Genomic DNA, 12,458 nt, shown 5'->3' on the forward strand with positions numbered 1-12,458 from the left:
GCACAAACAGTCCTCATCCTGAGGTGCGAGCGCAGCGAGCCTCGAAGGACGCACGAATGGCGACAAACGAGGGATCAGTCGAATCGCCAGACGGTTGTCTTCTTGACCTCGGCATCCTCCAGCGCGCGGGTGACCGGCACCTGATAGGTTGCAAGCCCTTCGAGACCGGTTTTCGGCAGATAGGCGCGGCCGGGATCGCCGACCAGGATTTCGCAGCCACATCTCCGCATCTGCGCAAACCACGGCAGCAGCCGATCTGCGAAAGCCCGGTCGTAAAAGACATCCCCGGCCAGGATCACATCCCATGCACCGGACGTCCCCACCAGATCGCTGTCGGTGAAATCGACTGCCACGCCATTGGCGGCGGCGTTGAGCCGCACGGCTGCGGCGCAGAACGCATCTATATCGGCGGCAAGCACATGCGCGGCGCCAGCCTTTGCCGCAGCGATCGCCACCAACCCGGAGCCGCTCGCAAAATCGAGCACTTTGCGTCCCTGCACGAGCCCGGCATTGTCGAGCACATGACGTGCAAGCCCCTGCCCGCCGGCCCAGGCGAACGCCCAGAAGGGCGGCTGCAGCCCAATCGCCTCCAGCTCTTCTTCCGTCCGCTGCCACAGGTCGTGGGCCTCGTCGGCCAGGTGCAACCGGATTTCCGGCACATGCGGCGGCGCGATGAGGGCCGTGTTCGCCCGGATGAATGCCTCGGCCCGGCCAGGCGAAATCGGCGGCGTCACGGCGCGGGAACGAGACCTCCCATGCGGCAGACCTCTTCCCATTCGTCAGGCTTCACCGGCTGCACGGAAAGCCGCATCGAGGTCACGAGCGCCATGTCGGCGAGCTTGGGATTGGCCTTGACGTCCTTGAGCGTCACCGGCTTCGGCATGTCGCGCACCGCGCGGATGTCGACGCATTCCCAGCGCGGGTCGTCGGTGCTCGAATCGGGATGCGCCAGCTTGCAGACCTCGACAATGCCGACCACTTCCAGCCCCTCATTGGAGTGGTAATAGAAACCGAGATCGCCGATCTGCATGGCGCGCATGTTGTTGCGCGCCTGGTAGTTGCGCACGCCGGTCCATTCCTCGCCGGCCTTGCCCTTGGCCTTCTGCTGGTCCCACGACCAGGCGTCGGGCTCGGACTTGAACAGCCAGTAAGCCATCACTTCGCCTCCGGAGCCTTGAACACCCAGTTCCACGGCAGAATCTCGACGCTTTCGAACAGCCCGGCCTTGGCATAGGGGTCGCCCGCCGCGATCTGCTCGGCGCCGGCGCGATCCTGTGCCTCGACCGCGACCAGGCTGCCGATCGGCTTGCCGTCCTCGCCCAGGAACGGCCCGGCGAACTTGAGCGCGCCCTCGCGATCCAGCGCCATCAGATAGTCGACATGCGCCGGCCGGTTGGCCAGCCGCACGTCGAGCTGGCCGGGTTTGTCCTTGCAGATGAAAGTGAAGATCATCGGTGGTCTCCGTTGCCTTGACGTTGTTCCTGTTCGCTCTTGAGCGGCCGCGACAGCAATGCTGCCACGGCCTCCGCGATGCTGGCCTTACCGCGAAGGATGCGGTCGACAGCCTCGATGATCGGTGCATCCACGCCCTTCTCGCGCGCGATCCGCGCTGCGATCCCGGCAGTCGACGCGCCTTCGGCAAGCGGCCGGCCCTCCAGGCTTTCACCACGCCCGAGCGCCAGACCATATGAGAAGTTGCGCGACTGGGGTGACCCGCAGGTGAGGATGAGGTCACCGAGCCCCGAAAGGCCCATCAGGGTCTCCGCCTCGGCTCCGAAAGCCGCGCCCACACGGCGCAGTTCGACGAAGCCTCGCGTCACCATCGCTGCTTGGGCGCTGGCGCCAAGGCCTGCGCCCGATACCGCGCCCGCGGCGATCGCCAGCACGTTCTTAAGCGCCCCGCCCACTTCGACGCCGGTGAGATCCGCACTCGAATAGCAGCGGAAGGCGGGCGCCGACAGCAGGAGCGCCAGCGACGAGGCAAGTTGCACGTCGGCGGCGGCGACCGTCACAGCCGTCGGCAGGCCGCGCGCAACGTCGGTGGCAAAGCTCGGCCCCGAAAGGGCAGCGATCGGCGTCTGCGGCAGCAATTCGGCGGCGATCTGAGACAGAAGCAGGCCGCTGTCGCGCTCGATGCCTTTCGCGCAGAGCACGAGCGGCACGCCGGACGGCAGGCGGTCGGCGAGTGAAGCGAGGAGACCGCGCATGGCCTGCGCAGGCACGACCGCGAGCACGCAATCCGCGCCGTCGATTGCCTCATCGAGGCTTTCGGTCGCTTGGATGCCCGCTTCCAGCACGATGTCCGGCAGGTAACGCGGATTCTCGCGCCGTTGGTTGAGCGAAGCGACGATCTCCGCGTCCCGCGCCCACAAGGCAGTCGCGTTGCCGGCCCGCACCATCGTCGCGGCCAGCGCCGTGCCCCATGCCCCGCCGCCGAGCACGGCGATCTTCTTGGGCGCGCTCATGCCTTGGCTCCGCGTTTGCCCGAACCAATGATCGGTGAAGCGCCGGCATCCAGCGGCCAGCGGGATCGCGGCGCAAAGCCCATCGCGTCATCCTCTACCAATCCGGCCCGCATCCGCTCGATACCCGCCCAGGCGATCATGGCGGCGTTGTCGGTGCACAGATGCAGCGGCGGCGCAACGAGGTTCATGCCGTGCCGCTCGCATAACCCTTCCAGCGTAGCGCGGATCGCCTTGTTGGCGGCAACGCCGCCGGCGACCACGAGCGCCGGTCGTGCAAGATCTGGAAACGCTTCACGAAACCGCGTCAGGCTGCGGCCGACACGCTCTTCCAACGTTTCAGTGATCGCAAGCTGGAAAGCCGCGCAGATGTCGGCGACGTCCTGATCGGACAGCGGCGCAATGGCGCTCGCAGCCTGCCGCACGGCGGTCTTGAGGCCGGAGAACGAGAAGTCCAACCGCGCTTCGCCCCTAAGGGGCCTCGGAAAGGAAAAACGCCTGGGATCTCCCTTTGCCGCCTGCTCTTCGACATTCGGCCCGCCCGGATAGGGCAGGCCCAGCAGCTTCGCGGTCTTGTCGAACGCCTCGCCGAGTGCATCGTCGATGGTCGACGCCCAGCGCTCGTAGTCGCCAACGCCGCGCACCAGCACGACCTGCGTGTGGCCGCCGGAGACCAGCAGCAGCAGGTAGGGGAAATCGAGACCGTCGGTGAGCCGCGCGGTAAGCGCATGGCCTTCAAGGTGATTGACTGGGACGAGCGCCTTACCGGCCGCTGCCGCAACGGCCTTGGCCGTCATCAACCCCACGATCAATCCGCCGATCAATCCGGGTCCAGCCGTCGCTGCAATGCCGTCGACCGCGCCCAGGGGCACGCCTGCCTCGTCCAGCGCCGCATCGATCACGCCGTCCAGCGTCTCGACATGCGCGCGCGCCGCGATCTCCGGCACGACGCCGCCAAACGCGGCATGGTCCTCGATCTGGCTCAGAACCACGTTGGAGAGAATGCGGGGCGCGCCGTCGTCGCCAAGCTCGACCACGGAGGCGGCCGTCTCGTCGCAACTGGTTTCGATGCCGAGCATGCGGATCATTGCTGTGGTGGTCATTCCTCGATAGGAGTTGGCCGGCACTATCACGGACGAAGCGGCACATGCAAACGGATGTCTTGAAGATCGGAACGCGCGGCAGCGCCCTTGCGCTGGCCCAGGCGCACGAAACCCGCGCAAGGCTCATGGTGGCCCATGCCCTGACCGAAGAAGCCTTCGAGATCGTCGTCATATCGACCAGCGGGGACCGCATTCAGGACCGGCCGCTTTCGGAGGCCGGCGGCAAGGGCCTTTTCACCAAGGAAATCGAGGAGGCGCTGCTAAACGGTCGCATCGACATCGCCGTCCATTCCTCCAAGGACATGCCGACAGCGCTGCCGGAAGGGCTGGAGCTGTCCGCCTTTCTCGAGCGCGAGGACGTGCGCGACGCTTTCATCGGTCGTGCCGCGGCAAAGCTGGCCGACCTGCCGGAACGCGCGGTTGTCGGCTCCTCGTCGCTGCGTCGTCAGGCGCTGATCCGCCGGCTGCGGCCGGACATCGACGTGGTCATCTTTCGCGGCAACGTGCAAACGCGGCTGCGCAAACTGGACGAGGGGCAGGTGGCCGGCACATTGCTGGCCAACGCCGGGCTGCGTCGGCTCGATCTGGCGAACATCATCACCGAGTTGCTGCCGGCCGAGACCTTTCCGCCGGCTCCTGGCCAGGGCGCGATCTGCATCGAAAGCCGGATCGGCGATGCAGCCACGACCGCCATGCTCGCCCCGATCAACCACCTGCCGACCGCGCAGGCACTGGCCTGCGAACGCGCCTTCCTGGCGGCACTCGACGGCTCCTGCCGCACGCCGATCGCGGGCTACGCGCGCATCAATGGCGGAAACCTTTCCTTCAACGGGATGATTCTGACACCCGACGGGCGCGAGGCGCACGAAGTCGATGCCTCGGGACCGACCAGCGAGGCGGCGAGCCTCGGCGCGGATGCCGGCGAACGCGTCCGCGCCAAAGCGGGCACCGGCTTCTTCGACGGCTGGTCGTGAAACGGCGCGTTCTCGTCACGCGGCCGGAACCCGGCGCGAGCGAGACGGCGGCGCGGCTCGAGGCGCTCGGTTTCGAGACCGTCGTCCTGCCTTTGACCCACATCGTTCCACTGGATGCAGGACCCGCCCCGGATCCGCACGCCGTCGATGCGGTCGCGGTGACCAGCGTCAACGCCCTGCGGCACGCGTCAGCGGCGATGCTTGCCGCCCTTTCGGCCAAACCGGTTTTCGCAGTCGGCGATGCAACGGCCGAAGCGGCGCGCCAGTCGGGATTTGCTTTCGTGACGTCCGCGGCCGGAACCGCAATTGATCTCGCCGCGGCTATTGAGACACGGATGCCCATCCGTTCCCGCATCCTTCACCTCGCCGGCAGGGAACGCACAGGGGGTTTTGCAGAAGCGCTGTATGACAGAGGCTTCAGCGTGAGGGTAACCGAGGTCTATGGCGCTGAAAAAGTCAGTTACATCACTGACTTTTTGATAGAGACCTTCGCCGGTCGTTCGATATGGGGGTGTCCAGTCCTCTCGACGCGTGGCGCAGTCTTTCTAAACGAGTTGGTGGCCAACCCAGAACTTTCGCATACCTTTGAAGAAACACGGTTTTTCTGTGTTTCGCGGAAGGTTGCGCAGGTGCTGGAGCCGACGGTAGGCGACCGAGCAAGTGTAAGCGACAAGCCCACCGAAGACAGCGTCATGGTGCTGCTTTCGTCGCAGCGGTAGGCCTCGTCGCATTCCAACCCTTTTCAGTTTCTATCCAGCCCTTTAGATCAGAAGGAGCCGGCGGCATCGCCTGCCCGAACAGCGGCTGAAGGAAATCAGGAATGGTCAAGACGCCCCGAACCCGCCACTCGAAGACCAGCAAGGAGCCGGTGACCATCGATCTTGCGCCCGGCGAAGTCTCGCGCGCCAAGGCGGAGGCCGAGAAGGCCGATCCGGTGAAGCAGTCCGAAACGCCGCAGCAGGCGAAGGCAGAAACCCCGAAGCCAGAAGATTCCAAGCCGGCGAACCAGAGCAGCGCAGCTTCCGGCGCGGATACGCCCGACGCAAAGCCGCAACCCGAACCCGCAGCCGCAAGCAGTCAGCAGAAGCCGGGAGCGACGGCGGCCGGTAGCAGTCAGGCTTTCGGCCGCAAGGACAGGGAGCCCGCAGCATCGTCAGCGCCACCGTCATCCGGACGCGGCGGCGCGCTCGCAGCCGGCGTCGCCGGTGGCGTCATTGCGCTGGTGCTTGCCGGGGGGCTTCAGCTTGCGGGTCTGCTTCCTGCGGCGGGCAACAGGGGGCAGGAAGCGACAGACTCCACCGCCGCAATCGACACGCTGGAACAGGAAATTGCCACCTTGCGCGACCAAATCGGCGCGGCAGGTGGCTCCGATCCCGAACTCGGCGGTCGCGTATCCCAGGCCGAGGAACGCGTCGCGGCGCTCGCCTCGCAGATCGAGAGCTTGACCGGCGAAGTGGCGGGCATCGCGCGGGAACCGGGCGGCGAGGCCGCTGCCCCTGTCGATCTCTCCCCGCTGGAAGAGAGGCTTGCCACCCTTGAAGGCACCGTAAGCGCACTTGGCGACGCCGGCCCGTCGCAGGCAGTGGAGGAAAGGCTGACGGCGCTGGGTGACGAAATCGCCGCCGCGCGTGAAGCCCAGGCGGCGGCGGGCACGCGGCTCGATGCGGTGGAAAAGTCCATCGGAGACCTCAGCGGCCGCGTCGACGAAGCCGCCGAAACGCCTGCCACGGCGGTCATCATCGCCGCGTCCGCGCTCAAGGCCGCGATCGAACGCGGCGTGCCCTTCACGGCCGAACTCGACACCCTTGCAGCGCTTGCTCCCGAGGCACCGCAGATCGCCGATCTGCGCGCACTGGCAGCCGACGGCGTGCCGACGCGCGCCCAGATCGCGGAAGAAGCGGATGCGGCAGCCAATGCGATGATCGCGGCCGCGCGGCCGGTCGATCCGCAGGCAGGTGTCATCGACAGGCTGATGGGCAGTGCCATGAGTCTCGTCCAGGTGCGCCCGGTCGGCATGGTCGAAGGCGACGGCGTGCCGGAGATCGTCGCCAGGCTCGACGCCGCTGTTCAGGCGGGCGACTACGAACGCGCACTCGCCGAATATGACGCCTTGCCGGAGCCATCCAAGGCCGCCGGCGCGGCTTTCATCGAAAAGGTACGCGCGCGCCAGAACGCCGACCGGCTGATCGACGATGCGCTCGCCGCCGCGCTCGCGAACTGAGGGAAGAATCTCGATGCTGCGTATTCTCTTCTTCCTCGGTCTCGTCTTCCTGATGGGACTTGGCTTTGCCTGGCTGGCCGACCGGCCGGGCGACCTCGTCATCACTTTCGGCGGCTACCAGTATCAGGTCACGCTGATGGTAGCGGCTGTCATCGTCGCCGCCATCGTGCTTGCGGTGATGCTTTCGTGGTGGCTGCTCAAGAGCATCTGGTACAGCCCCTACACCGTCTCCCGCTATTTCCGCGTCCGTCGCCGCGATCGCGGCTACCAGGCGCTGTCGACCGGTATGATTGCCGCCGGCGCCGGAGATGCTGGGCTTGCGCGCCGCAAGAAGAAGGAGGCGATGAAGCTCATCAGCGCCGATCAGGAGCCGCTCATCCACCTGCTCGATGCGCAGGCCTCGCTGCTGGAAGGCGACCACGAGGCGGCGCGGCGCAAGTTCGAGGCGATGCTCGACGATCCTGAAACGCGGCTTCTCGGCCTGCGCGGCCTCTATCTGGAAGCAGAGCGGCTGGGCGACCGCACCGCGGCGCGCCACTATGCCGCCAAGGCGACGGAGGCGGCACCCCAGCTTGAATGGGCGTCGGAGTCGACGCTTGAAGAAAAGACCGAGGCCGGCGAATGGGATGAGGCGCTGCGACTGGTCGGCGCACAGAAGTCGACGAGGCAGATCGAGCGCGAGGCCGCGAACCGCCGCAAGGCCGTCCTCCTGACGGCGAAGGCGATGGCGACCCTCGATGCCGATCCTGCCGGCGCGAAGACCGCCGCCCTCGAGGCCAACCGCCTGGCGCCCGACCTCGTGCCGGCAGCGACGACGGCGGCCAAAGCCCTGTTCCGCCTCGCAGACATTCGTAAGGGGTCCAAGATTCTGGAGACGGCGTGGAAAAAGGAACCGCATCCCGAGATTGCCGATGTCTATGTCCACGCCCGGCCGGGCGATTCGACCCATGACCGGCTGACGCGGGCCAAAAAACTGCAATCGCTGCGTCAGAACCATGTCGAATCGGCCCTTGCCGTGGCCCGCGCGGCACTCGATGCCGGCGAGTTCAAGCTGGCAAGGCGCGAGGCCGAGGCAGCCGCCCGGCTCGATCCGCGAGAGGCGTCGTGGCTCCTTCTGGCCGATGTCGAGGAGGCCGAAACAGGAGACCAGGGCAAGGTGCGCCAGTTGCTCGGCAAGGCTGTGCGTGCGCCACGCGACCCGGCATGGGTTGCCGACGGCGTTGTCGCCGAACGCTGGGCCCCGGTTTCGCCGGTGACCGGCCGGCTCGACGCCTTCGAGTGGAAGGTGCCGGCCGAACGTCTCGCTCAGCTTGTCGAATCGCTCCACGACGAACCGCAACCGCCCCGCCCCGCCCCCCGCGCCATAGCGCCGGCCGAGCCCGTCAAAGAAGCGCCCGTGACGGTCGATGACAAGGTCGAGGACGCAGTCGTCGAGACGCCAGCCGCGCCAATCCCGGCAGCTTCCAAACCTGTTGCGGAGGCACCCGCGGAAAGCCCGCAGCCCGAGAAGTCGACAGAACCGGCACACAAGCCTGTTTCCGCCACCGCCAGGCCGGCGGAGCTCGCGTCGGCGACCGCTCCTGCCGTAGCCAGACCGGCACCTGAGAAACCGGCGGCCGAGAAGAAGGACAGTGCGGTCGTCGGTCCAGCCGTGGTCGCGCCAGCGCCCGTCCTTGATGCGCCACCGCCGGATGAGGAGGAGGAAAATCAGAAGTCCATCCGCCTTCCGGATGATCCCGGTGTCGATCCTGATGATGCCGACCGGGACGAGCCGCAGCGCTTCCGGTTGTTCTGACCGCCAAGTTCGCGCTAGGAAAGGGGCATGACGGTGGGGCGCACCGCCCAAACCAACAATCTGACACCGCGAGGACCCGAAAGCCTATGCTCGAAAGACTGAAGTCGTTCTTCAGCGCCCTGCCAGAAAAGCCGCGCGGCAGCGGCCTCAAGGCCGATGATCCGCGCGTGGCCGCCGCCGCCTTGATGTTCTTCGTCATCGATGCCGACGGCGTGCGCGACGAGGCGGAGCGGGCACGGCTGCGCGAGGTGCTGGCCGCTTCCTACGCGCTATCCGGCGACGAACTGGACGAGATCGTGAAAGCCGGTGACGAAGCCCACAACGAGGCGGTGGATCTCTTCGCCTTCACCAGCGTGCTGAACCGGAGCCTCGACGAGACGGCCAAGATCGAGTTCATCGGCATCCTCTGGGAAATGGTCTATGCGGACGGCGAAATCCACGAACTTGAGGACAATATCGTCTGGCGCACGGCCGAACTGATCGGCGTGTCGCAGCGCGACAGGGTCCTGATGCGCCAGCGCGTTCGTGACGACCAGGACGCCGACGCGGACGAAAGGGGCGAGTGACCGGTCATGCTGGCGCGCGACAAGGGCAAGATCCTGATCGTCCTGCACCAGGAGCTGTCCAGCCCCGGCCGGGTCGGGCAGTTGCTGGTCGAATCCGGCTTCCACCTCGACATCAGGCGACCGCCGCTCGGCGATCCGCTGCCTGACACGCTGGAAGACCATGCCGGCGCAGTGATCTTCGGCGGGCCGATGAGTGCCAACGACACCAGCGAGTTCGTACGCCGCGAAACCGACTGGCTGGCTGTGCCGCTGGCGGAGGACAAGCCCTTCCTCGGCATCTGCCTGGGCGCTCAGATGCTGGTCAACCACCTTGGCGGCTCGGTTGCCGGCCATGACGACGGCCTGGTCGAGATCGGCTGGTATCCGATCCGGCCGACCGAGGCCGGCAGCGGGCTGATCGACTGGCCGGAGATGGTCTACCAGTTCCACCGCGAGGGGTTCTCGCTACCGTCCGGCGCAACCCTGCTGGCCGAAGCGGAGCACTACCCCAATCAGGCTTTCCGCTACGGCCGCAATGCCTGGGGCATCCAGTTCCATGCCGAGCTGACGCGGGTGATGATGCAGCGCTGGGTGGTGCGTGGCGCACACCGCTTCGTGCTGCCGGGCGCGCAGGTCGGCCGCGACCATCTGAACGGCCGCATGCTGTGGGACATCAGGCTGAAGCGCTGGCTGGAGGATTTCCTCGGGCTGGTGTTCGAGGGCCGGGAGCCGCAGCGCATGCCCGCGACCGCCCACGCTGTGGCGACGAACGTCACACCCGACCGTCGAGACGGCGAGCCTTCCTGAGTTCGGGGAACAGCCAGGCCCACAGCGCGGCGACGCCGATCGCCCCGATCCCGCCGAACACCACCGCCGGCACGGTACCAACGAGCGCCGCCATCGATCCGGCGCGGAATTCGCCGAGTTCGTTCGAAGCACCGACGAAGACCATGTTGACGGCATTGACCCGGCCGCGCACCCGGTCCGGCGTCCAGAGCTGGATTAGTGTCTCGCGGATATACACGCTGATCATGTCGGCCGCGCCCAGGAGCGCCAGCACGGTAATGGACACCCATGGGATCGTCGAGATTCCGAAGATGGCCGTGAACAGACCGAACAGCCCGACGAAAACGAACATGACGATGCCCGCGTGGTCGCGGATCGGATGTCCCGCCAGCCATACCGCCACGACGATGGCGCCAATGCCGGGCGCGGCGCGTAGAAGACCCAGGCCCCACGGCCCGAGTTCCAGGATGTCGCGCGCATAGACTGGCAGCAGGGCAACCGCGCCGCCGAGCAGCACGGCGAACAGGTCCAGAGAGATCGCGCCAAGAACGATTTTCTCGTTGCGGATATATCTGAAGCCCGCGAATATCGTGGCAAGCGACGGGCGCTCCGTTTCCGTATGCTGCTGCGGCTTCGGGATCGACAGGATCAGCACCCCGGCCGCAGCCATCATCGTCGCGGCAACGCCATAGGCGGCTTCCGGCGCAAGGCCGTAGAGCAGGCCGCCCGCGACCGGACCGACGATCGTGGCCGTCTGCCAGGCCGACGAGTTCCATGCCACCGCGTTGGCGAAATCCTCGGGCGGCACGAGATTGGCGACCAGCGAGGCGGAAGCCGGACCAAAGAACGAGCGGGCGATGCCAAAGACCGCGAGAACGACAAAGACCTGCGACACCGAGGTCAGCCCGCGCAAGGTCAGCACCAGGAGTGCTGCCGCGCACAACGCTTCCAGCAGGATCGCGAGCGACATGATGAGCCGTCGCCCGAAGCGATCGGCGGCCGCACCAGTCACCAGCACCAGCAGCAAAGACGGTGCAAACTGGATCAGGCCAACAAGGCCGAGATCGAACGGGTTGCGTGACAAATCATAGACCTGCCATCCCACGGCGACGGAAACGACCTGCGTGGCGAAGGTGGTGAGAAACCGAGCCGCCCAGAACCTCAGATAAGAGGAATGGCGAAAGGCGGCGAAGCGGTCGTCTGATGCTGAAACGGAGGTCATCGGCGCGGAGAGCAGGAAAAGACGCTCTCACTTAGCGCATCTTGACCGCCTGCGCGCGACTTTCTGCCCTCTGGACCAATGGACGGACAGGCACGTTGGCCGAAAGCCCCGCAGGAAGCCTTATGCCACCTGCCGCGCCAGCGCGCAGCGCGACCAGAGGCTTGAAAGTGCTGTTGCGAGCCGATCGATCTCAGCGTCGGTATGAAGCGGCGTCGGCGTGATGCGCAGCCGCTCGGTCTTCTTCGGCACCGTCGGATAGTTGATCGGTTGCACGTAGATGCCGTGCTCGTCGAGCAGAAGGTCGCTGATCCATTTGCACTTGGCAGCATCTCCCACCATCACCGGCACGATATGGCTCGGATTGGCAAGCACCGGGATGCCGATCGCGTCGAGCCGCGCCCGCACCTTCTTCACCGCCGCGCGCTGGCCCATCCGCTCGATGTCGCTGCGCTTGAGATGACGCACCGAGGCAAGCGCGCCGGCCGCCACATGCGGCGGCAGCGCGGTGGTGAAGATGAATCCGCTCGCGAACGAGCGGATAAAATCGCATAGTGCAGCCGAACCGGTGATGTAGCCGCCGACCACGCCGAACGCCTTGCCCAGCGTGCCCTCGATCAGCGTGATGCGGTCCATCAGCCCTTCGCGCTCGGCAATGCCGCCGCCGCGCGGGCCGTACATGCCGACCGCATGCACTTCGTCCAGATAGGTCATCGCGCCGTGCTTCTCGGCCACTGCTACGATGTCGGCGATCGGCGCGATGTCGCCATCCATCGAATAGACGCTCTCGAATGCCACGATCTTCGGCCGCTCCGGGCCGTATTCCGAAAGCAGCCGGTCGAGATCCTCGACATCATTGTGCTTCCAGATGCGCTTTTCCGCCTTCGAGTGGCGTACGCCCTCGATCATCGAGGCGTGGTTGCCGGCATCGGAAAAGATCACGCAGCCGGGTATGCTTGCACCCAGCGTCGACAGGCTCGTCCAGTTGGACACGTAGCCCGACGTGAACAGAAGTGCTGCCTCCTTGCCATGCAGGTCGGCCAGCTCACGTTCCAGCAGCACGTGATAATGATTGGTGCCCGAGATGTTGCGCGTACCGCCGGCGCCCGCACCGCAGGCATCCAGCGCCTCATGCATCGCGGCGATCACGTCCGGATGCTGGCCCATGCCGAGATAATCGTTGGAACACCATACCGACACCTCGCCCACCGGCGCGCCGCCGCCCTTGCCGTCGAACCGTCTCGCAGAGGGAAAAGACCCCGCCTTGCGCTCAAGCTCTGCAAACACGCGATAGCGGCCTTCCTCGCGCAGAAGGTCCAGCTTCGTGGCAAAAAAGGCTTCGAAGTTCATCGC

At 66.3% G+C, this 12,458-nt stretch carries 13 protein-coding genes; 6 read left to right on the forward strand and 7 right to left on the reverse strand.

What is annotated here, in order from left to right; genetic code table 11:
- Positions 1-74: 74 nt before the first annotated feature.
- From ACVJNE_RS05760 to tsaD, 5 genes are read right to left on the reverse strand one after another with little or no spacing between them, the layout of a single operon-like run.
- Positions 75-776 (reverse strand): class I SAM-dependent methyltransferase, encoded by a 702-nt coding sequence (locus tag ACVJNE_RS05760; protein WP_499563747.1) that lies wholly within the window; start codon positions 774-776, stop codon positions 75-77.
- On the reverse strand, positions 731-1,156 hold the full coding sequence (locus ACVJNE_RS05765; protein ID WP_499563748.1) for an EVE domain-containing protein: 426 nt from the start codon (positions 1,154-1,156) through the stop codon (positions 731-733). The genes ACVJNE_RS05760 and ACVJNE_RS05765 overlap by 46 nt, the downstream gene beginning before the upstream one ends.
- Entirely contained in the window at positions 1,156-1,452 is a 297-nt protein-coding gene (locus tag ACVJNE_RS05770) for a YciI-like protein (protein WP_368801161.1), read from the reverse strand. The genes ACVJNE_RS05765 and ACVJNE_RS05770 overlap by 1 nt, the downstream gene beginning before the upstream one ends.
- Positions 1,449-2,465 carry an NAD(P)H-dependent glycerol-3-phosphate dehydrogenase gene (locus tag ACVJNE_RS05775; RefSeq protein WP_499563750.1) on the reverse strand — a complete coding sequence of 339 codons (1,017 nt, stop codon included), beginning with the start codon at positions 2,463-2,465 and terminating at the stop codon, positions 1,449-1,451. Before ACVJNE_RS05775 ends, ACVJNE_RS05770 begins: the two co-directional genes overlap by 4 nt.
- Entirely contained in the window at positions 2,462-3,550 is a 1,089-nt protein-coding gene (gene tsaD, locus ACVJNE_RS05780) for a tRNA (adenosine(37)-N6)-threonylcarbamoyltransferase complex transferase subunit TsaD (RefSeq protein ID WP_499564170.1), read from the reverse strand. The genes ACVJNE_RS05775 and tsaD overlap by 4 nt, the downstream gene beginning before the upstream one ends.
- A 59-nt stretch (positions 3,551-3,609) precedes the next feature.
- Here tsaD and hemC point away from each other — a divergent pair, with 59 nt between their 5' ends.
- From hemC to ACVJNE_RS05810, 6 genes are all read left to right on the forward strand, one after another.
- Complete coding sequence (hemC, locus tag ACVJNE_RS05785) at positions 3,610-4,539, forward strand: hydroxymethylbilane synthase (protein ID WP_499563752.1); 930 nt, start codon at positions 3,610-3,612, stop codon at positions 4,537-4,539.
- Positions 4,536-5,258 (forward strand): uroporphyrinogen-III synthase, encoded by a 723-nt coding sequence (locus tag ACVJNE_RS05790; RefSeq protein ID WP_499563754.1) that lies wholly within the window; start codon positions 4,536-4,538, stop codon positions 5,256-5,258. The genes hemC and ACVJNE_RS05790 overlap by 4 nt, the downstream gene beginning before the upstream one ends.
- Before the next feature lie 101 nt (positions 5,259-5,359).
- Complete coding sequence (locus ACVJNE_RS05795) at positions 5,360-6,760, forward strand: COG4223 family protein (protein WP_499563756.1); 1,401 nt, start codon at positions 5,360-5,362, stop codon at positions 6,758-6,760.
- 13 nt (positions 6,761-6,773) lie between these two features.
- Entirely contained in the window at positions 6,774-8,555 is a 1,782-nt protein-coding gene (locus ACVJNE_RS05800; protein ID WP_499563758.1) for a heme biosynthesis protein HemY, read from the forward strand.
- An 86-nt stretch (positions 8,556-8,641) separates the two neighbouring features.
- On the forward strand, positions 8,642-9,121 hold the full coding sequence (locus ACVJNE_RS05805) for a tellurite resistance TerB family protein (RefSeq protein ID WP_499563760.1): 480 nt from the start codon (positions 8,642-8,644) through the stop codon (positions 9,119-9,121).
- 6 nt (positions 9,122-9,127) lie between these two features.
- Entirely contained in the window at positions 9,128-9,907 is a 780-nt protein-coding gene (locus ACVJNE_RS05810) for a glutamine amidotransferase (protein ID WP_499563762.1), read from the forward strand.
- Here ACVJNE_RS05810 and ACVJNE_RS05815 read toward each other — a convergent pair.
- The gene (locus ACVJNE_RS05815; protein ID WP_499563764.1) at positions 9,873-11,108 is read right to left on the reverse strand and encodes an MFS transporter; all 1,236 of its coding nucleotides are present in this window, start codon (positions 11,106-11,108) and stop codon (positions 9,873-9,875) included. The two genes, ACVJNE_RS05810 and ACVJNE_RS05815, sit on opposite strands and share 35 nt — an antisense overlap.
- A 120-nt stretch (positions 11,109-11,228) precedes the next feature.
- Positions 11,229-12,455 carry a 5-aminolevulinate synthase gene (hemA, locus tag ACVJNE_RS05820; RefSeq protein WP_499563766.1) on the reverse strand — a complete coding sequence of 409 codons (1,227 nt, stop codon included), beginning with the start codon at positions 12,453-12,455 and terminating at the stop codon, positions 11,229-11,231.
- Positions 12,456-12,458: the final 3 nt, after the last annotated feature.

The sequence above is a fragment of the Mesorhizobium sp. DxT genome (assembly GCF_058448885.1).